Source organism: Agromyces protaetiae, assembly GCF_030866785.1.
Lineage (GTDB): Bacteria > Actinomycetota > Actinomycetes > Actinomycetales > Microbacteriaceae > Agromyces > Agromyces silvae.
Genome location: NZ_CP133018.1, coordinates 1,362,133 through 1,382,274 on the forward strand (window position 1 = coordinate 1,362,133; position 20,142 = coordinate 1,382,274).

Sequence of the window (20,142 nt, forward strand, 5' to 3'; positions counted from 1 at the left end):
GATCGAGGGCGCCCGACCGCCCTCGCCCGGTCGAGGTCGACTGGACCGCCCGCAGGTCACCCGCTGAGAACGCGACTCATTCCTATCTGCCGCTGACCGGTCGTTTCCTGCCTACGCTGGAAGCGACATGGGACACACGCACGACCACTCGCAGCACCGTGCCGACCGCGTTCGGCTCGGCATCGCCATCGGCATCATCGGCACCTTCCTGGTGGTGCAGGTGGTCGGCGGACTGCTCAGCGGTTCGATCGCGCTCCTCGCGGACGCGGGGCACATGGCGAGCGATCTGATCGGGCTGGTCGTCGCCCTGTTCGCTGCGGTGGTCGCCGCGCGTCCCGCGACCGACCGGCAGACGTATGGCTTCCGGCGCTTCGAGGTGTTCGGCGCGCTCGTGAACGGCGTCATCCTCGTCGTCGTGGCGGTGACTGTCGCGGTGGGCGCGATCGGGCGACTGGTCGGCGATCTCGGCGCCGAGGGCGACGTGCACGAGGTGCAGGGCATGCCGATGCTCATCGTCGCGATCGTCGGTCTCGCCGCCAACATCGCGGCCATGCTGGTGCTGCGGGGCAACGCCAAGCACTCCATCAACCTGCGCGGTGCGTACCTCGAGGTCCTGGGCGACACCATCGGCTCGGTGCTGGTGATCGTCGCGGCGGGCGTGATCCTGCTGACCGGGTGGGACGCCGCCGACCCGATCGCGTCGCTCGCGATCGCGGCGCTGATCCTGCCACGCGCACTGATCCTGCTGCGCGACGTCATGCGCGTCCTGAGCGAATCGGCGCCCGCGGACACCGACGTCGCCGAGATCCGCGATCATCTCCTCGGCACGCCAGGGGTGGTCGCCGTGCACGATGTGCACGTCTGGGCGATCACGTCAGGGTCTCCCGTGTTCAGCGCCCATGTCGAGGTCGATCCCGAGGTGTTCGCGTCAGGACGCGCGGGTGTGCTCCTCGACGAGCTCGGCGGATGCCTCAGCGACCACTTCGACGTCGAGCACTCGACGTTCCAGCTGGAGCCGGCCGGGCACGCGGGGCGGGAGCACACCGCGCATCGGTGAAGCCGTGACCGCCGACGCGGCCTGCGCCGAGCGCCGCGACCGGAGCTCTACTTCTCGTCGTGCCGGTGCGGGTGCTGCGTGAAGGCGTCGGGGTCGAGCACGAGCTCCTCGGCCTCCTGCTCATCGGTGACGACGTCTTCGCCGGCGGCGGCGGCCTTCTTCGCCTTGCTCGACGACTGGAAGTAGTGCCACAGCGTCGGGATGAGCGTGAGCACCACCGCGCCGATGAGGATGACGTCGATGTAGGACTGCACGAAGTCGGCGACCGGCGGGATGTACCCGATCAGGAATCCGAAGTAGGTGAGGCCGACGCCCCAGATGACCGCGCCGATGAAGTTGTACAGCGTGTACTTCTTGTAGTTCATGTGGCCGACGCCCGCGGCGACGGGCGTGAACGTGCGCACGATGGGGACGAATCGGGCGAGGATGACGGCGAGCCCGCCGAACCGCTCGAAGAACGCGTTGGTGCGTTCGACGTTCTTCACGCTGAACACGCCGGATTCCTTGCGTTCGAAGATGCTCGGCCCGAACTTGTGCCCGATCAGGTAGCCCACCTCACCGCCGATGAACGCGGCGCCGCCGATCGCGAGACACACCCACCAGATGTCGACGCCGAACACGAGCGACGTGTTCGTGAGCAGGCCGGAGATGATGAGCAGGGTGTCGCCGGGAAGCAGGAAGCCCACCAGCAGCCCCGTCTCGGAGAACACGATGAGCGCGACGACCACGAGCGCCCAGGGCCCGGCCGCCTCGATGATCGTTTGCGGGTCGAGCCACGGGATGAGCGCGGTGTTGATCACGTCGGAGGGCTCCTGTCGGACGGGCGCGGCGGTCGCCGACGACACGGGCGACTGAGACGAGAGCAGTCTAGCGAGCGGATGCTTCGCATGAACGGTGAGCCGGTGGAATCATCCGCGCGGATGAGCCGGCCACTCAGGCGCCGAGCGCGCCGCGCGACTCAGGCGTCGAGCGCCTCGAACACCGCGCCGTTGAGACGGAACGAGGCGCGTGCCTCGTCGATCAGCGCGTCGACCTCCGCCGGCTCGAGTGCGAGCGCATTCATGGCCTCGCGGTAGCGGCGCTTGTAGCGCACCGGGCCCTCCTCGAGGTCGAAGTCGTAGAACGAGAGCTGTTCGGGCGTCGCGCCGTAGTGCCGTGAGACGAGCGCGGCGATGGCCTGGCCGCCCGAAAGGTCGCCGAGGTACCGGGTGTAGTGGTGGGCGAGGTAGCGCACGTCGTCGTCGGCGAGCTCGCGCAGATGGGTCACGTACGCGGCGGTGGCGGGGAGCGGCGGGTGCGCCTCGCGCCAATCGGCCGCGCCGAGCGCTGCGAGGTCGGATTCGATGGCGGCGAAGCGCGCGAGCCTCGGGTCGAACACCTCGGGATCGCCGGCCCGGCTGCCGCGCTCCTCGAGCGCTTCGTACACCCAGGCGTACTGAGCCAGGTAGCGCGTGTAGTCGTCGAGGGACAGCTCCCCTCCCATGAGCCTGGTGATGAATCCGCGGCTCTCGGCGTTGCGATGATCGTCGGCCGTCGCGGCGCGGACGAGCGCGGCGACATCGAGCGGAGCGGTGCCGGCTGGAGCGGTGGGGGGAGCGATCGTCATGGGGCGCCCTTCGAGGATGAGGTAAGGCTTACCTCACATCGTAGACGGTGGCGTGCGCCGACGACACCCAGGACTCCGATTCCGTCGAGGGAACCGTGACGGTGGCTCCACTTAGGCTGCTCGCCATGGAGTACGGATTCATCTTCACGGGCAGCGATCCCGAGCTCGCGGTCGAGCTCGCACCACTCGCCGAGGCCTCCGGCTGGGACGCGTTCTTCGTGTGGGAGGGCATCTGGGCGACCGACCCGTGGGCGACGCTCGCCGCCGCGGCCGTGCAGACCGAGCGCATCCGCCTCGGCACGATGCTGACGCCCGTCCCGCGCCGCCGTCCGTGGGAGCTGGCGGGCCAGACGATGACCGTCGACCGGCTCTCGCGTGGTCGGGTGATCCTCTCGGCCGGCCTCGGCGTACCGCAGTCGGTCGAAGACCGATTCTGGATCTTCGAGGACGATCCCGGCCGCCGCGCGCGGGCCGAGATGCTCGACGAGTCGCTCGAGCTGCTCGAGGCGATGTGGCGCGCTCAGCCGTTCGAGTTCGACGGCGAGCACTACCGCGCGCGCCGCACCGATGAGATGCTGCCGCTGCCGGTGGTGCAGCAGCCGCGGATCCCGACCTGGGTGGTCGGCATGTGGCCGCGTCCGAAGTCGATGCAGCGCGTCGTGCGGGCCGACGGGTGGATTCCGAACTACGCGCCGCCCGGTGTGGAGCTCAGCGGCCCCGAGGAGCAGGCCGCTGTGTACACGCCCGCGGTCGCCGCCGAGGCGATCGCGTGGCTGCGTGCCGAGCGCGAGGCCGCGGGTCTCGCCGAGCGGCCGTTCGCGATCGTGCACGAGGGCACCACGAGCGCGACGGCGGCTTCGGCGGCCCGCGCAACCGTGCAGCCCTGGGCCGATGCGGGCGTCACCTGGTGGCTGGAGTCCGACTGGTCGGTGCCCGCCGACCGCGTCGAGGCGTACGCCCGCGAGCGTATCGCGGCGGGCCCGCCCGCCATCGGCTGAAGCGACTCAGGCGAGCCGCTCGTCCTCCGGGCGTACGAGCCCGTCGCCATTGCGCCGGTCACGGCTCGACTGGATGAGCGTGACCACGCCCCAGCCGAAGGCGATGCCGCCGACGAACGTGAACGCGTGCAGCCATGATGGGCCGCCCATGACGTCGGCGACCAGCGCGACGACGCCGACCAGGATGCCGCCGAACAGATACCCGAGTGCAGCAGCCTCCCGGGTGGTGAAGTTCTTCATGCGGATGAATGTATAGCGACCGGGCCCGAGGGCCGGTGGCGATGCAGTGGTTCCTACCAGCCGTCGCCGTGGCCGCTCCGCGTTCGCGTCCTCAACGCCCATAAGGTGGAGATATGCCCCCGGTTCGTTCGCAGGTCGCGCTCGTCCGGGACCGGCTGTTCGGACCGCTCGACGGGCCCGCGAGAATCGTCGCCGTCGTGGGCGCGCGGGGCGCAGGGGTGAGCACGGTGCTGCAACAGTGGCGCGAACGCCACGAGACCGCCGTGCACGTAGCTCCCGCGAGTCTGCCCGAGCTGCCGCCCCACGAGGCCTCGGGCGCCGTGCTCGTCATCGATCACGGCGACCATCTCGCGAGCGCTGAGTGGCACCAGCTGCGCCGTCTGCTCGACGCCTCCCCGCAGTTGCGCATCCGGCTCGGCGTCCGCAGTCTGCACGGGCTGCCACCCGAGCTCGAGGTGGAGGTCGTCGACGACCTGGCGTTCACGCCGGAGGAACTCGGTGACTACCTCAGGGAGAACGCATCGCGGGCGGACCCCGGTGCGGTGTTCCTCGCCACCGCCGGACATGCCCGCGCCGTGCGGGCGATCGTGACCAGCGGCGTCACGCGTCGCGACCGCTTCGCCACGGTGCTCACCGCGGCAGCGGGCGGGATCGGGCTGCCTGCGGCCGCGTCGCGGCTCGCGGTGCCGAGCGCCCTCACCCCGAGCATCGTCGCCGCACTCGGCGGTCCGGACGACTTCATCGAACGGGCCGAGCGCGATGGACTCGGCTCGTGGACTCCCGGTGGCGGGCCGCCGGTGTTCACGCTCACCCCGCTCGTCCGGGCGGCCACCGCGGCGACGCACCCGGTTCCTGCGGACGATCGGCGCGGCATCCGGCAGTCGGCCGCCGCCCAGCTCCTTGACGAGGAGGCCTGGCTCGCGGCGATCGTCGAGGGCGCGCAATCCGGGCGCCTCGACCTCGTCGACGTAGCGCTGAAACGCGGCGGCATGTCCGTGCTCTGGGACCACGGGCCCGCGATCGTCCGGGTGCTTCGTGGAGTGCCGGTCGCCCAGCTGCGTCGCTGGCCGGTCATCGCGATGGCGCAAGCGCTCGTGCTGAACGCTCGCCGCCAGCACGCCATCCGTGCCGCGGAGCTGATGGGCATCGCGCTCCTCGGCATCCAGACCAGCGCTCGATCGTCGCCCGACCGGGCGCTGCTGCGCGTCATCGAGAGCGTCGCCCGCCGGCTCACCGGCTTCGGCGACGGCGGGGTCAAAGCGGCGCGCGCCGCCGCCCGGACGCTCGACGAGATGCCGCCGGCCGCGCTCGAGGACCTCGCAGGACTGCTCGGCGATCTCCGGGTGCACGCGGGGATCAGCCTGCTGTACGGCGGACACCTCGACGAGGCGCGGCTGCAGCTCGAGCGCGCGGCCGCCGCGCCGAGTCGCGTCGGCATCGAGCTCATGGCGATCGGCGGCGTCGCCATGGTCGAGGCACTCAAGGGTGACATCCACGCGGCGCGTCGGTGGACCGCGCTCGCGGAGGCACGGACGTGGCCGACCGACATCGTCGACGAGTATCCGGGGAGCATGCTGCGCATCGCGCAGGCCTTGGTCGCACTCGAAGCCGGACGGTTCGCGGACGCACGCGATCGGATCGCGACGATCTGGCCGATCATCGACACGATCGAGCACTGGCCGATCCTCGGCTACGTCCGCGCACTCATCGATGTCCGCAGGGGCGCACCCGAGGACGGTCTCGAGGCGCTTCGGCTGCTCCGTCAACGGCGTGGCGGCCGGCTCGGCTCCGCGTCCGCCTCGGCACGCCTGCTCGATCTCGCAGAATCGACGCTGGCGCTCGCCGCGGGTGATCTGGCGACGGCCCGGCGGCTGAAGCCCGGTGCCGCCGATCACCCGTGGATCTGGCTGGGGGCGGCGAGGGTCGCCGTGTTCGAAGGCGACGACGATCGCGCCTTCTCGCTCCTCGGACGGGTCCGGGCGGTCACGCCCCGCGATCGCCTGGGCCTGCTGAGCCTCGAGGCGGTCCTGCTCCGGCGGCTCGGCCGATCCGACGAGGCCGGCGACGTCGCCCGGCGTGCGGATGCGCTCGTGCGGGGCGCCGGGGTGCTCACGCCGCTCGCCCTCGTGCCGGCGAGCGATCAGGACCTGTTCACGCTCGATCTGCCCGATGCGCCGCGGGGCCTCGATGACGTGTCGGCCGCTCCGCGGCTCACCGACCGCGAGCTCGTCGTCCTCCAGCAGCTGGTCCACACCTCGCGACTGCACGACATCGCGACGTCGCTGCACGTGTCGGAGAACACATTGAAGACGCAACGCCGGTCGTTGTACCGCAAGCTCGGAGCGACATCCCGTGAGGAGGCGCTCGCTCGAGCGCTGGCTCACGGCCTGATCGACGACACCGTCGCGCCGACGCGCGCGATGAATGGCACCGACAGCAGCACGAGCGACACCGCCACCGCGAACAGGAGCGGGTAGACGCCGCCGCTGAGCGTGAGGAGCACGCCGGCGATCGCGGGCGCGAGCATCTGCGGGACGATGGTGGCGAGCCCGAGCACGCCGAGGTCTCGCCCGTGATCGGCGTTCGAGGGCAGCACATCGATCATGAGCGCCAGGTCGGCGCTCAGGTACACCCCGCGGCCGACCCCGCCGATCACCGCGAACAGCAGCAGCCCGGTGAGGTCCGGGAAGGCGATCGGGAGGAGCAGTGCGACCGCGAGCACCGCGGTCGCGCCGATGATCCATGGCCGGCGTGCGTCGCCGACGAGCTTGGAGCCGGCGACCGCGCCGACCACGATGCAGGCGATGTGCGTGCCGATCAGCAGGCTCACGGTGCTGCCGGCATCGGCGACCGAGGCATCCGTGAACGCCATCACGATGTAGAGCAGGTAGCCCATCACCAGCTGATGGCCGAGGATCATGAGGAACCGGGCGGCGAACACGAGCCTCAGGTCGCGGGACTTCCAGGCCTCGCGTGCCGGGGTCGACGGGGGAGCGGCCTCAGGGGGTGAGCGATCCGGAGCCGCGAGCGTGAACCCGACCATGACCACGACGAGCACGACGGCGAGCACGACGTACACCGTGCCCGACGAGCTCGCGCCCTGTCCTGCGACGCCGGCCCCGATTGCGATGCCGATCGCCGCGCCACCGCCGTACACCGCGGCCGCCCGGGGTCGTGACGGCTGATCCACCCGGTCGGCGACGATCGCGTCCAGCGGGGCTTCGACCGTGTTCAGGAACGGTTGCAGGATGAGCCATCCGAGCGCGATGGCCCACACCGCCTCGGCCTGACCGAGCAGGAGCATCGCGACCGCGCTCGCGAGTGCGCCGCCGACGATCCAGGGCGAGCGCCGTCCCCATCTGGACCGTGTGCGGTCGGACAGCGCTCCCGCGAGCGGATGCACCGCGAAGGTGACGAGCGACGACGCGGTCATGATCAGCGCGAGGGTGAGCTCCTTCCCCTCGGGGTCCGCGACGGCGACCTGGGCCGGTACGAGGACACCGGCGATCGCGCCGTACATGACGTTCAGGGCCAGGCTGGCGACCAGGAGCGGCCACAGCAGCCGGGATGGGGGCATCTGCGCATTCTTCCAGAGCCGCACGGGGTGGGGTGGCCGGGGGTGAGTTCGGGGGTGAATAGGTCGCGGTCCGCGACGATCGCCCGGTGCGACATCGGCACGCTCGGGGAAAGACAGCCGATGGCTGCCGTGCGCCGTCGTGCGCGCGCATCACCCCCAGGAGTCGCAGATCGTGAACGCTCACCATCCAGATCCGCCGCGTCGGAGACGCGGCCGAACACTCGCCAAGACGGCGTTCGCCGCCGTCGCGGCCACCATGCTCGTCGCCGGCGGTGCGACCGCCGCGCACGCGGTCGAGTCGACCGTCCCGGTCTCGCCGAACCCGCCGCTGGCCGACCGCTGCGACCTCGACCTCGCCATCAGCATCGACCTGTCGAACTCGGTGACCGACACGCAGCTCGCGCAGGCCCGTGCCGAGCTCTCCGGGCTCGTGGCGGCACTCGAGGGCTACCCCGTGAATCTCGCGGTGCACAACTTCGCCTCGAACGCGCCGGCGACCTCGGCTGCGTCGAACGCGCCGCTGCCCCTCACCTCGCTGGCGGACGCTGATGGCGTCGCGGCGATCGATGCGTACGTCAACGGCCTGCAGCGGCCGACGTCGGCTCAGGGCGGGACCAACTGGGATCGTGCGTTCGCCGAGATCGCGGACTCCACGGAGGCGTACGACGCGCTGCTGTTCATGACGGACGGCAACCCGACCCAGTACAACAGCCCCGCGCAGGGCCCGGGCAACTCGACGAACCAGGCCACGATCGACGCCGCCGTGACGAGCGCCAACGCGGTGAAGGCCGAAGGCGTGCGCGTGGTCCCGATCGGGGTCAACGACAACCTTTCCGGCAATGCGCTGGAGCAGTTCCGCGAGCACATCGAGCAGGTCTCGGGGCCGGTCGAGGGCAGCGACTACTACATCGCGGGCTTCACCGGTCTGCAGGACACGCTGATCGAGATCATCAACGCGAACTGCGCCTCGATCGACCTCGAGAAGGTGGGCGAACTCGCCGACGGCGCCACGGGCGCGGTCGGCGACCGCATCGACTATGCCTTCACGGTGACGAACACGGGCACGGTCACGCTCACCGGCGTCACCCTGGCAGACCCGAAGCCAGGACTGTCGGAGATCGAGTTCGGTGTCTGGCCCGGTGCACCCGGCGTGCTGGCGCCTGGTGCCTCGGTCCACGCGACCGCGAGCTACCTGCTGACCGAAGCGGATGTCTCGGACGGGGAGGTCGCGAACGTGGCCGCCACCTCGGGGCTGCCGCCGGCCGGTGCCGCGGTGACCGATGAGTCGCCTGCGCTGGTCGTGCTGCCCGAGCCGGCCCCCGGCATCGACCTCGTCAAGAACGGCGCCGTGAACGGCAGCTCGATCGACTACACCTTCACCGTCACGAACACCGGCAACACCGTGCTCACGGGCGTCTCGATCACGGATGAGCTCGACGGGATCTCGGAGATCGTGTACGGCACCTGGCCGGGCGCGGCGGGCGTGCTCGCGCCGGGCCAGTCGGTCACCGCGACCGCGACCTACGTCATCACGCAGGCCGATCGGGACGCGGGCGAGGTCGTGAACACCGCGACCGCGACGGGGACGCCGCCGAGCGGCCCGGATGTCTCGGACGAGGATGGACACGAGCAGCCGCTGCCCGCGGCGCCTGGGATCCAGCTCGTGAAGACCGGCGCCGTCGACGGTTCGGCGATCGACTACACCTTTACGGTCACGAACACTGGCAACGTGACGCTGACGTCGGTGAACGTCGCCGATGAGCTCGAGGGCCTCTCGGAGATCGTGTACGGCACGTGGCCGGGCGAGGCCGGCGTGCTCGCGCCGGGCCAGTCGGTCACCGCGACCGCGACCTACGTCATCACGCAGGCCGACCGCGACGCGGGTGCGGTCGTGAACACCGCGACCGCGACGGGCACCCCGCCGAGCGGCCCGAACGTCTCCGACGAGGACGACCACGAGCAGCCGCTGGTGCCGTCCCCGGCGATCCAGCTGGTCAAGACGGGTTCGCTGACGGATGGCACGATCGCGTACGAGTTCATGGTGACGAACACGGGCAATGTGACGCTGTCAGGCGTCTCGATCGCCGATGAGCTTCAGGGCCTGTCGGAGATCGTGTTCGGCACGTGGCCGGGCGAGGCCGGCGTGCTCGCGCCGGGCCAGTCGGTCACCGCGACCGCCTCCTACCGGGTCACCGACGCCGACCGCGCCGCAGGCTCGGTCACGAACTCCGCGACCGCCACCGGTCTCCCCCCTGCCGGCCCGGCGGTCGCGGATGAGGACGGCGTCGAGGTGTCGACCCCGGCGCCGCCCACGAAGCCCACGGCACCGCTTGCCGACACGGGCTTCGACGGTGAGCGACTCGCCGGCGTCGGCGTGCTCGCCGCGCTGACGCTGCTCCTCGGAGCGGGCGCGCTGTTCGTCCAGCGCCGCATCCGCGCCGGCGCGTAGTCGAACGCACACCACACGACCCCCGCGGCCTTCGGGTCGCGGGGGTCGTGCTGTGCCTGACCGGTCCCGGATCGAGGACGCGCGGCGTCAGAAGATGCGCACGCCGGCCTCGGCCGGAGCGGCGAGTAGGCGCTCGATCTCATCGTCGAGCCTGACCAGGGTCAGTGACGCGCCGGCCATGTCGAGCGAGGTGCAGTACTCGCCGACGTAGCTGCGCGCGACCGTGATCCCGCGCTCCTCGAGGACCTCGTGCGCGTGACCGTACGCGACGTAGAGCTCACTGATGGGCGTGCCGCCGAGGCCGTTGATCATGAGCGCGACGCGATCGCCGCGCTCGTAGGGGAGGTCGGCCAGCACGGGCTCGAGCAGGATGTCGACGAGCTCGTCCGACGGGACGATCTTTGCGCGGCGACGTCCCGGTTCGCCGTGGATGCCCACGCCGATCTCGATCTCGTCGTCCCCGAGCTCGAAGAGCGGCGAGCCTTTCGCGGGCGGTGTGCACGCCGTGAGCGCGAGCCCCATGGTGCGCGTCACGGAGTTCACCTTCTCGCCGATCCGCATGAGCTCATCGAGGTCGGCGCCGGCTTCGGCCGCCGCGCCCACCGCCTTGATCACGAAGAAGTTGCCGGCCACGCCGCGGCGCCCGACCGTGTACGTCGAGTCCTGCACGGCGACGTCGTCGTCGATGAACAGCGTGCGCACGTTGACGCCGTCGGCCTCGCTCATCTCCTGGGCCATGTCGAAGGCCATGCGGTCGCCCGTGTAGTTGTTCACGAGCAGCAGCACGCCCTTCGCGGAGTTCAGGAGCTTCGTCGACTCGTAGACGTAGTCCATGGGCGGCGCGGCGAACACATCGCCCGGACACGCCCCGTCGAGCATCCCCTTGCCGACCACCATGACGTGCGCCGGCTCGTGGCCCGACCCCGAGCCCTGGATGATCGAGACCTTGTCGTCCCTCGGGGCATCGGATCGCATGATGAGGTTGTACGCGGGGACGTACGTGAGCGTGTCGGGGTTGGCCAGCGCGAGCCCCTTGAGCATGTCGGGCACGAACTGCTGCGGGTCGTTGACGAACTTCTTCATTTCACTGTCCTCCACTGGTGTCGGGGCGGGTCAGGGGCTCGGGTTCCGGGCAGGCCAGCCCGCGGCGAGGGCCTCCGCGATCACCGCGATCGCCACGGCGCCCGCGTCGGGCGAGCCGATGCTGCGCTCGCCGGTGTACGCGGCGCGGCCGCGTTTGGCGATCATCGGCGTGGTCGCGTCGGCGGCTCGTCGCGCGGCCTCCGCGGCGGCGACGACGACGGCGTCGGATGCCTCGCCCTCGGCGAGGGCCGTCTCGATCGCGTCGGTCATCGGTGCGAGCGCGTCGAGCAGGGTCTTGTCGCCCAGCTCGGCGTCGCCGCGCTTCTTGATCCCCTCGATCGCGGCGCGCAGCATCGCGACCGCGTCCGCTCCCGAGAGGTCGGACCGGCCCTTCGCGACGGTCGCGGCCCTGAGGAAGGCCGTGCCCCAGATGGGGCCGGACGTCCCGCCGATCCGGCTGCTGATCGCGACGCCGATCTTCTGCAGGAACGTGCCGATGTCGGCACGGTCGTAGTCGTCCCAGTCCCTCAGGACGATCTCGAACCCGCGAGCGAGCGAGTAGCCGAAGTCGCCGTCGCCGACGACCGAGTCGAGGTCGCCGAAGTACTTCTCGTTGTCCACCGCCGTCTGGGCGATCGTCCGGACGACGAACTCGGCGTCGGCAACGCTCGTCATGAGGTCTCCTTCTCGGTGGTGGCGGCGGCCGGGCGGTCGAGCTCGAGGATCCGGTCGAGATCGGCGAGGCCGATCTCGGCGCCCGGCGCGACGCCGAGCGGGTCGGCGATGACGTGCGCCGGCTCGGTCTCGTCCCCGAGTGAGGACACCACGAGCGAGGCACCGGTGAAGTCCTCGTCGGCCGTATAGCTGCTGACGGTCACGAGCGTCCTGAGCCCGGCCGCCACGGCGGCCTCGACCCCGTTCCCGCTGTCCTCGATGACGACGGTCTCGTCGGGATCTGCACCGAGCTCGTCGAGCGCGAGCAGGTAGATGTCGGGGGCGGGTTTCTTCCGCGGCACGATGTCACCGGCGAAGACCCTGAACCGCGCCGCGAGGTCGCGGCCGACGGCGTGGTCGAGGACGGCCTGCACGGATGCCTCGGCCGAGGTGGAGGCGACGGCGAGTCGCCACCCCGCGGCATCCGCCTGGCCCGCGATGCGCGCGATGCCGGGTCGCGCCGGGAGCGCGCCTGAGGCGACCAGCTCGGTGTAGACCGCGGTCTTGCGGCGGTGCCACTGCGCGAGCACCTCGCGCTGCCCGTCCTCGTCGGCCGGCAGCCCGTTCGCGGCGACGAACTCCGGGGTCAGCAGGCTCGCCATGCGCTCCTTGCCGCCGCCGATGCGGAGCTTCTCGGCGTAGTCCTCGTCGCTCCAGCGCACGGGGAGACCGAACGCCTCGAACGTCGCGTTGAACGCGGGCAGGTGGCCGTTGCGCTCGGTGTCGGCGAGCACGCCGTCGCAGTCGAAGATGAGGGTCGGCATGATCACCACGCCTTGCCCGCGCTGCCGAACGTTCCGGCGAGTCCTGTGGTCAACGCGACGATGTGCGAACGCACGTCGGCGAACAGCGACGGCGGGTCCCACGTGTCGGCGGCCTCCGCGCCCTTGAGGAACGCGAGGCTCGAGCGCATGAACTCGATCTTGAGCGCAGTCGAGATGTTGACCTTCGCGCACCCGCGCGAGATCAGGTCGTGGAACTGCTCGTCGGTCATGCCGCTGCCGCCGTGCAGGGCGATCGGGATTCCAGTCGCCTCGACGAGTGCGGTCACCCGCTCGAAATCGAGGTCGGGCGAGGACGAGTACACGCCGTGCGCATTGCCGATCGAGGGGGCGAAGACGTCCACGCCGGTCTCGCGGATGAACGTGAGCGCGGTGTCGAGGCTCTGCCGCCGGGTCTCCGTGTCGGTCCCGATGCCGTCTTCGACGCCCTTGATCGCCTCGATCTCACCCTCGACGTGGGCGCCGTGCCGGCGAGCCTCGGCGACGACCTCGATCGTCTGCCGCTGATTCTCCTCGACCGGCAGCGTCGACGCATCGAACAGCACCGAATTCCAGCCGCGCTCGAGACAGTCGGTGATCACCTGCCGTTCGGGGCAGTGGTCGAGGTGCAGGGTGACCGGCACCTCGATGCCGGCCGTCATCGACTCCCACATGCCGAACAGCACGTTCAGGCCGATGGACTTCACGGTCTTGACCGAGGTCTGCACGATCACGGGAGATCTGGCCTCGACCGCCCCCGCGAGCACCGCCTCGAGCGTGAGATCGTTCACGATGTTGATGGCGGGGACCCCGTACCGGCCCTCGAAGGCCCGGTCCACGATCTCGCGCAGTGAGACGACAGCCATGCGACACCCTCCTCGCCGTCGGGGTCAGGCTACGAGCGCGCCGCCGGCGCCGAAAGGCGTGGTTCCCCCTACGCGCACGTAGGCAGTTCCACGACGTCGCGGCTCGTCAGTGGGGGTGCAGCGCCGAACGGCTGGCCAGCGTCGTGCGGTTGGCTGCGCCGGTCTTTCTGAGGATCGCGCCGACGTGCTTCTCGACCGTGCGCACCGAGATCTGCAGGTCGACCGCGATGCGCTTGTCGGGGAGTCCGCGCTCCACGAGCAGCCGGACCTGTTTCTCGCGAGGGGTCAGGTGCTCGCCGCCGGCCCCGCCGGCGTCGAGCGCCGCGGCGAGCCGGTTCAGGACGTCGGCCGTCATGAGCGAGTCGCCGCGCGCGGCGGCGAGCACGGCTCGCGCGAGGTCGGCCGGGTCGGCCTCCTGCTCGACGAACGCCACCGCGCCGATGCGTGCCGCGCCGCGGACCCGCTCGTCGTCGAGGCCGTGGATGAGGAGCACGACCGCGGCGTGCGGGTCGGCCGCGCGCAGGTAGGACGTCAGCTGCACCCCGTCGATGTGCGGGAGGTCGAGGTGTGCGATCACGACGTGCGGGTGCAGCAGCTCGTAGGCCTCGAGGGCCTCGCCGGCGTCGCCGGCCTCGCCGACGACCTGGAGGCCGGGCTGGAGACTGCCGAGCAGGCGCGCCAGGCCCGCGCGGATGATCGGGCTCTCGTGCACGACGAGCACGCGCCAGCGAGGACGGGGCGCCGGTTCGGGCGACGTCACCGGCACGGGGTGGGGGCCGACGGAGTCGGGCCGAGCGGCCCAAGCCCGGTCGAAGGCGGGGGAGCTGTCGAGGTCGACCGCGTCGCCCGGGGCGCTCGGGTCGCCAGGGTCGCGCGGGTCGTCCACCGGTCCTGCGGCGAGCGGCGCGGGTCTGAGCCCCAGGACGTCGCGGGCGACGCGCTCACGTTCGGCCAGGACCGCGGCCTCGCGCTCGCGCCGGTTGGCGAGCGCATGCAGGCGTGCGTTCGCGATGGCGATCGCGGCGTGCGTCGCGAACAACTCGACCAGCGTGGCATCCGAATGTGTGAAGCGGCGCGCGGGATCGCGACTGAACACGACGCAGCTGCCGATGATCGATCCGGCCCAGCGGATGGGCACGCCGATCACGCCGTGCAGCGAGGCGCGGTCGGGTGCGGCGATGTGGCCGCCGCGCACGTCGGCGTACTCGTCGAAGATCACGGAGCTCCGCGCCCGGACGATCGCCCCCGTCACGCCCTCGTCGAGGGGGAACGTGTGCCCGGAGAGGCAGCCGACGCCGAGGTCGACCTCCTTGCGGTACGTGCCGGCCGCCTCGTCGACCGTGCAGATCGAGCCGCTGTCGCAGCCCAGGAGCTCCATGGTGTGCCGGAGGATGCGCTCGAGCAGCGGTGCGAGCGCGAACTGGCCGGCGAGGTCGGTCGCGAGCGCGGCGAGCGCCTCGAATCGCGCGTCGTCGTCGGGCGACGGATCGGGAAGTTCCGGGTGGGCCATTGCGACGATCTCCATCGATGGTCGGCACGGCGATTCGCCTGATCACATCATGCGCCACCGAGCGGCGCGCGCACCACTGCCGGTGCTGCTCGTCGCGCGCTACGTTGGGGGCATCTCAACGCCGAAGGAGCGCCTCGTGGGCACCGTGATCATGTACGGATCGATGTCGGTGGACGGCTTCGTCGCGGACGACGACGATCAACCGGGCCCACTGTTCGACTGGTTGACCGGTGGTGACGTTCCGCTGGACGACAGCGGCGTGTTGAAGGTGTCGCAGGCGTCGTACGACTACACCCGGGCGTACTGGGACCGGATCGGGGCGACCGTCGTGGGCCGCCACGTGTTCGACCTGACGGACGGCTGGGACGGCACGCCGCCGAGCGGCGTCGACCACGTCGTCGTCGTGACCCACCGGCCGCCGCCGGAGGGTTGGGACCCCGAGGCCCCGTTCCACTTCGTCGACGGCGTCGAGGCGGCCGTGGCCGTGGCGCAGGAACTCGCGGGCGACCGCGTGGTCGAGGTCGCCGCCGGCGAGGTCGGCGGCCAGGCCCTCGCCGCCGGCCTCGTCGACGAGGTCCGCATGGACGTCGCACCTGTCGTGTTCGGGTCCGGCGCACGCTACTTCGGCTCGGTCGACGCCCAGCAGCTGCTGGAGGATCCCGTCGAGGTGATCCAGGGCGACCGCGTGCTGCACCTGCGCTATCCGGTGCGCCGTCCACCGGTCTGAGTGCGGAAGGAGGGACTTGAACCCTCACGCCCGAAGGCACAGGAACCTAAATCCTGCGTGTCTGCCGATTTCACCACTCCCGCGAGTGCCCGCCCAGTCTAGGCGGCTCGGCGGTGCGCACTCAGCCCTGGACACCGCCGACGCACACTTGGAGCGCCCCGGGGCGCACGGTGATGCGCGCGCGGACGACATGCCCGAAACTGTCGCCGTCCAGCTCGATACCGTGCGGCGTCTCGAACCGGGCGTCGAACTGCCGGCCCTGTGCGTACGCCAGCGCCTGCAGGTCGGGCGCGAGCCGGAGCAGGTCCCGACCGAACCGCGAGCGGTGCGCGACGCCCTGGATCGTGAGACGGGTGCCGATCCTCGCCCAGCCGAACCCGCCTTTCGGACGCAGCATGACCACGTCCAGGAGCCCGTCGTCGACCTTCGCGGTCGGAATGAGGAGCATGTTGCCGGTCAGCGTGCCGCAGTTCCCGACGATGACGGTGTGCGCGCGAGTCGACCGGGTGTGTCCGCCGTCGATGCGGTAGTCCAGGTGGAACAGCCGGTTGGCGATCACGGATCGAGCGATCGGGTTCACGTAGGCGAGCCAGCCGAGGCGCTTCTTGGCGGTCGCGCTCGTGTTGGCGGCCATCTCGGCGTCGAGCCCGATGCCGGCCATCACCAGAAAGACGTGCGTGCGCCGCGCTGAGTGCTCGTCCTCGAGATCCGCGACCGCGATGTCGACCGGACGCGTCACTCCCGCGAACGCCGCCGCGACGGCGCCGTCGATGTCGGTGAGGGACAGGCGGAGATTGCGGGCCAGGAGGTTCCCGGTACCGGCGGGAACGAGTGCCAGCGGCGTCCCGCTCTCGACCAGGGTTTCCGCGACCGCCCGGACGGTGCCGTCGCCGCCCGCAACGATCACCACGGTCGGACTTTTCGCAAGGGCCTCCTCAGCTGCGTGCGCTCCGAAGTCCTCGCTGCCGGTCTCGTACCAGCGGGACTCGCCCCACCCGTGCAGCTGTTCCTGCTCCGTCACAGCGCGGCGGACCCGGTCGAGTCGAGTCTTGACCGGGTTGTAGACGATCGCGGCATGCTTCACCTGCACCCTGCTGAGCCTAGGACCCGTGCGTCGGATCGGTGTCGGTGGGGCCGGCAGCATGCCGGCCCTCGCCCCGGCGCAGCATTCAGCGGATGGCGACGACCGTCTCCCACGGTGCGAGACGCGGCGCGAGCGGAGCCCCCTCCCGGTGGTTGCCGAGGACGGTGCGCGCCGACCGCCACTGGTCGCACAGGTCGTCGGGGAGCGTGGCTGGTCGCCCCGAGAGGTTCGCGACGACCAGCAGCGTGGTGGCGTCGAGCGTGCGGGTGTAGGCGAACACCTGCGGGTCTTCGGCGAGCAGCAGACGGAAGCGTCCATCCACGACGACCGGTTCCGAGTGTCGCAGCTCGATGAGCCGGCGATACCACGCGAACACCGAGCGGGGATCGTCGTATTGCGCTTCGGCGTTGAGCCACGTGTGATTCGGGTTGACCGCGATCCACGGCTCCGCACTGCTGAAGCCGGCTCCGGGGGAGCCGTTCCACTGCACCGGTGTGCGGGCGTTGTCGCGGCTCGCCAGGGTGATGGCCTCGAGCACGTGTCGAGCGCGGTCGGGATCCATGCCGCGTGTGACCTCACGGTAATGATTGAGGGTCTCGAGGTCGCGGAAGTCGTCGATGCTCGCGAAGGGCATGTTGGTCATGCCGATCTCCTCGCCCTGGTAGATGTACGGCGTGCCGCGCATCAGGTGCAGGGTGGTCGCGAGGGCTGTCGCCGACTCGTACCAGTACCGGGTGTCGTCGCCGAACCGCGAGACGACCCGCGGCTGGTCATGGTTGTTCCAGTAGAGGCTGTTCCATCCGACGTCGGCGAGCTCCTCCTGCCAGCGCGCGAACACCCGCTTGAGCGCCACGAGGTCGAGCATGCCCGCCGTGAACTTGCCGCCCGGCCCGTGGTCGAGTCCCACATGATCGAAGTGGAAGACCATGTCGAGTTCGCGTCGGCGCGGATCGGTGTACAGGCGCGCCTTCTCGGGAGTGACGTCGACCATCTCGCCGACGGTCAGCACGTTATCGGCACGCCCGTCGAACACCTCGCGATGCATCTCCTGCAGGTAGTCGTGGATGCGCGGGCCGGAGCCGTAGAGCGCCATCCCGTCGCCCCACCCCGAGCTCCCCACGCGGCCGTCGGCGAGGTCGTCGGGCTTGGAGATGAAGCTGATGACATCCATGCGGAACCCGTCGACGCCGCGGTCGAGCCACCAGTTCATCATCCGGTAGATCTCCGACCGGACCTCGTGGTTCTCCCAGTTCAGGTCGGGCTGCTTCGGCGAGAAGAGATGGAGGTAGTACTGGCCGGTCGCCTCGTCGAGGTCCCATGCCGGCCCCGAGAAGAACGAGCCCCAGTTGTTCGGGGCGCCGCCATCGCGCGGGTCTCGCCAGATGTACCAGTCCCGCTTCGGGTTGTCGAGGGATGAGCGGGACTCCTGGAACCAGGCGTGCTCGTCAGAGGTGTGATTGACGACGAGGTCCATGATGAGGCGGATGCCGCGCTCGTGCAGCGTCGCGATCAGCTCGTCGAGGTCGTCGAGCGTCCCGAAAGCGGGATGCACCGCGAAGTAGTCGCTGATGTCGTACCCGTTGTCGTCCTGCGGCGACGCGTACACGGGTGACAGCCAGACGACGTCGACGCCCAGTCGCACGAGGTGGTCGGCGTGCTCGATGATGCCGCGCAGGTCGCCCATGCCGTCGCCGTCGCCGTCGGCGAAGCTGCGGGGATAGATCTGGTAGACCACCGCGCCCTTCCACCACGGCTCACCGTTTCTCACGCTGGGGTGGCGGACCGAGGTGAGCAGGGTCGTCATCGGAGATCCTTCTCTGCGCGAGCGGCGGGGCCGTCGGCGGCGGGGAGCCAGATCAGGGTCCATCGGCCGAGCGGAGGCAGGGCGAACGCCAGATGCTCCTGGCCGGCGCTGAGGGCATCGGCCTGCGCGGCCGTCCCGGCGTCGCGGCCGAGGAGGGGGCGAAGCTCGGGGCCGTCGGGACTCGCCGACCACACGCCCACCGGTGCGAGGCCCGTGGCGACCTTCACCGTGGCGCCCTCGAGCGGCGCGACGGGAGGCTTGGCGCGATCCCACTCGGTCTCCTCGAGACCGAGCAGGTTGACCACGTGGACCACGTGCGAGCCGTCTCCGGTGCGGAAGACCCGCACCCAGACCGAGTCGGCAGCGGCCTTCGTCGAGACGGTGTGACCCGCTGCGTCGATCACGATGTCTTCGTTGATCCCGCCCGTGTAGAACTCCGTGACGTCGTGCACGTCGGGCGCCAGCAGGACGTCGCCGTACCTCACGAGGAAGTCGTACCAGGGCACGAGGGCGTCGACGGCCGCGGGTTCGAGCTCGGCGTTGCGCGGGTAGTAGGGATCGGTGAGGGCATGGGAGTTGTCGCCGAGGAGGAGGTGCGTCCCTCCGCTGGAGTAGATGGCCGCCATTGCGCATTTCGCCGCCTCGACGCCGCCGGCCGGGCCGTCGGCGAAGCAGGAGAGGTACGCGGAGATGATCGGCGGATGCTCCGGACGCAGGGCGCGAGTGCGCGCCACGAGCTCCGCGAGGTCCTGCAGTGTGTCGTGCGGTGACCAGACCTCGATGTACGACGCATCCTGTGCCGCGCCGGCGGTCTCGCGGGTGCCGAAGTCGTTGACGTTGTTGAACATGAACCGCGCGTCGGGTACGGCCGCCCGCACGGCCGCCAGCATGCGCACGAACGAGCGTGCCACATCGATGCGCCCGTCGGCGGTGCGTGCGAACTTGGGCCATCCGTATTGGTCGAGGTGGAAGCCGCGCAGGCGCGTGCGGTCGATCACGTCGCGCAGCTGCTGGGTGTAGTGGGCGAGCCACGCCTCGTCACCCGGGTCCACCAGCACGAGGAAGTCCTCACCGAGCCGGTAGGGGGCGCCGTCTTCTCGGCGCAGGACTGCGGCGGACCACCGGTCGACCTCGTCGGCGCCGATGGCGTACACCGCCGAGTAGCCGAGCGGCACCGTGCCTGCTTCGGAGAAGCGGGCCGCGAGCCGGTCGATCACCGCGAGGGAACGCGGCTGCCCGAGCGGATCGAGATACGGGTCCTCGGGCGGCAGCAGGGTGGAGTGGCGGTACGCCCAGTCATAGAACTGCGCGAGCGACAGGTGCAGTCGCCGGAAGAAGGTCAGCATCTCCTCGACGGGAGCGGAGTCGTCCATCTTGGTGACGAACCCGTATCGGGGCCGGTCGAACGGGTCCTCGAGCACGTCGAAGGCGGTGCGGTGCCGTTCCGCCCCCGCCGCGTCCACGCCGGTGACGCCGTACCCTCCAACCGGCTGCGCGGGAACGATCGCAACACCGTCCTCCACCGTGACCTCGGCGACGACGTGGGCGAGGTGATGCACGCGCACGGTGCGCACCGACGGGTCGTCGACCAGGAGGCGGACGGCGTCGCCGGGGACGTGCGATGTGCGCTCGGGGATGATCATCGGAGTGCTCCTGCGTCGCTGGT

The 20,142-nt window shown here is 70.6% G+C and carries 17 protein-coding genes and 1 tRNA gene; 5 read left to right on the top strand and 13 right to left on the bottom strand.

Annotated elements, in window-relative coordinates; all coding sequences use genetic code 11:
- Positions 1–127 precede the first annotated feature (127 nt).
- On the top strand, positions 128–1,057 hold the full coding sequence (locus tag QU602_RS06280) for a cation diffusion facilitator family transporter (protein ID WP_308799384.1): 930 nt from the start codon (positions 128–130) through the stop codon (positions 1,055–1,057).
- A 47-nt stretch (positions 1,058–1,104) separates the two neighbouring features.
- Here the strand turns inward: QU602_RS06280 and QU602_RS06285 are convergent, their stop codons facing one another.
- Positions 1,105–1,857 carry a DedA family protein gene (locus QU602_RS06285; RefSeq protein ID WP_308799385.1) on the bottom strand — a complete coding sequence of 251 codons (753 nt, stop codon included), beginning with the start codon at positions 1,855–1,857 and terminating at the stop codon, positions 1,105–1,107.
- Between the two features lie 158 nt (positions 1,858–2,015).
- Complete coding sequence (locus QU602_RS06290; protein WP_308799386.1) at positions 2,016–2,663, bottom strand: biliverdin-producing heme oxygenase; 648 nt, start codon at positions 2,661–2,663, stop codon at positions 2,016–2,018.
- Between the two features lie 125 nt (positions 2,664–2,788).
- On the opposite strand from QU602_RS06290, the gene QU602_RS06295 reads away from it, so the two are divergent.
- Positions 2,789–3,661 carry an LLM class flavin-dependent oxidoreductase gene (locus tag QU602_RS06295; protein ID WP_308799387.1) on the top strand — a complete coding sequence of 291 codons (873 nt, stop codon included), beginning with the start codon at positions 2,789–2,791 and terminating at the stop codon, positions 3,659–3,661.
- A gap of 6 nt (positions 3,662–3,667) precedes the next feature.
- Here QU602_RS06295 and QU602_RS06300 read toward each other — a convergent pair whose 3' ends face one another.
- Positions 3,668–3,901: a hypothetical protein gene (locus tag QU602_RS06300; RefSeq protein WP_308799388.1), complete on the bottom strand. Its 234-nt coding sequence runs from the start codon at positions 3,899–3,901 to the stop codon at positions 3,668–3,670.
- 113 nt (positions 3,902–4,014) lie between these two features.
- Between QU602_RS06300 and QU602_RS06305 the strand changes: the two genes are divergently transcribed.
- Positions 4,015–6,378 carry a helix-turn-helix transcriptional regulator gene (locus tag QU602_RS06305; RefSeq protein ID WP_308799389.1) on the top strand — a complete coding sequence of 788 codons (2,364 nt, stop codon included), beginning with the start codon at positions 4,015–4,017 and terminating at the stop codon, positions 6,376–6,378.
- Here QU602_RS06305 and QU602_RS06310 read toward each other — a convergent pair.
- A complete protein-coding gene (locus tag QU602_RS06310; protein ID WP_308799390.1) occupies positions 6,282–7,478 on the bottom strand; it encodes an MFS transporter in 1,197 nt (398 codons plus the stop codon). The two genes, QU602_RS06305 and QU602_RS06310, sit on opposite strands and share 97 nt — an antisense overlap.
- Before the next feature lie 172 nt (positions 7,479–7,650).
- Here QU602_RS06310 and QU602_RS06315 point away from each other — a divergent pair, with 172 nt between their 5' ends.
- The gene (locus QU602_RS06315; protein ID WP_308799391.1) at positions 7,651–9,927 is read left to right on the top strand and encodes a DUF7507 domain-containing protein; all 2,277 of its coding nucleotides are present in this window, start codon (positions 7,651–7,653) and stop codon (positions 9,925–9,927) included.
- Positions 9,928–10,014: 87 nt separating this feature from the next.
- Here the strand turns inward: QU602_RS06315 and dhaK are convergent, their stop codons facing one another.
- The 5 genes from dhaK to QU602_RS06340 form a co-directional block, all read right to left on the bottom strand.
- Positions 10,015–11,010, bottom strand: coding sequence for a dihydroxyacetone kinase subunit DhaK (gene dhaK, locus QU602_RS06320; RefSeq protein WP_308799392.1), 996 nt, complete (start codon positions 11,008–11,010; stop codon positions 10,015–10,017).
- Between the two features lie 30 nt (positions 11,011–11,040).
- A complete protein-coding gene (gene dhaL / locus QU602_RS06325; protein WP_308799393.1) occupies positions 11,041–11,685 on the bottom strand; it encodes a dihydroxyacetone kinase subunit DhaL in 645 nt (214 codons plus the stop codon).
- Positions 11,682–12,488 (bottom strand): HAD-IA family hydrolase, encoded by an 807-nt coding sequence (locus tag QU602_RS06330; protein ID WP_308799394.1) that lies wholly within the window; start codon positions 12,486–12,488, stop codon positions 11,682–11,684. The genes dhaL and QU602_RS06330 overlap by 4 nt, the downstream gene beginning before the upstream one ends.
- A gap of 2 nt (positions 12,489–12,490) precedes the next feature.
- The gene (locus QU602_RS06335) at positions 12,491–13,351 is read right to left on the bottom strand and encodes a class II fructose-bisphosphate aldolase (RefSeq protein ID WP_308799396.1); all 861 of its coding nucleotides are present in this window, start codon (positions 13,349–13,351) and stop codon (positions 12,491–12,493) included.
- A 106-nt stretch (positions 13,352–13,457) separates the two neighbouring features.
- The gene (locus QU602_RS06340; RefSeq protein WP_308799397.1) at positions 13,458–14,861 is read right to left on the bottom strand and encodes a response regulator; all 1,404 of its coding nucleotides are present in this window, start codon (positions 14,859–14,861) and stop codon (positions 13,458–13,460) included.
- A gap of 136 nt (positions 14,862–14,997) precedes the next feature.
- On the opposite strand from QU602_RS06340, the gene QU602_RS06345 reads away from it, so the two are divergent.
- Entirely contained in the window at positions 14,998–15,588 is a 591-nt protein-coding gene (locus tag QU602_RS06345; RefSeq protein ID WP_308800103.1) for a dihydrofolate reductase family protein, read from the top strand.
- A gap of 1 nt (position 15,589) precedes the next feature.
- On the opposite strand, the gene QU602_RS06350 is transcribed toward QU602_RS06345, so the two are convergent.
- The 4 genes from QU602_RS06350 to QU602_RS06365 all read right to left on the bottom strand — a co-directional run bounded on the left by QU602_RS06350 (position 15,590) and on the right by QU602_RS06365 (position 20,119).
- Positions 15,590–15,671: transfer RNA gene (locus tag QU602_RS06350), tRNA-Leu, on the bottom strand.
- A 38-nt stretch (positions 15,672–15,709) separates the two neighbouring features.
- Positions 15,710–16,678: a diacylglycerol/lipid kinase family protein gene (locus tag QU602_RS06355; RefSeq protein WP_308799398.1), complete on the bottom strand. Its 969-nt coding sequence runs from the start codon at positions 16,676–16,678 to the stop codon at positions 15,710–15,712.
- A gap of 79 nt (positions 16,679–16,757) precedes the next feature.
- Positions 16,758–18,476 (bottom strand): glycoside hydrolase family 13 protein, encoded by a 1,719-nt coding sequence (locus QU602_RS06360; protein WP_308799399.1) that lies wholly within the window; start codon positions 18,474–18,476, stop codon positions 16,758–16,760.
- Entirely contained in the window at positions 18,473–20,119 is a 1,647-nt protein-coding gene (locus tag QU602_RS06365; RefSeq protein WP_308799400.1) for a glycoside hydrolase family 66 protein, read from the bottom strand. The genes QU602_RS06360 and QU602_RS06365 overlap by 4 nt, the downstream gene beginning before the upstream one ends.
- Between the last annotated feature and the right edge of the window lie 23 nt (positions 20,120–20,142).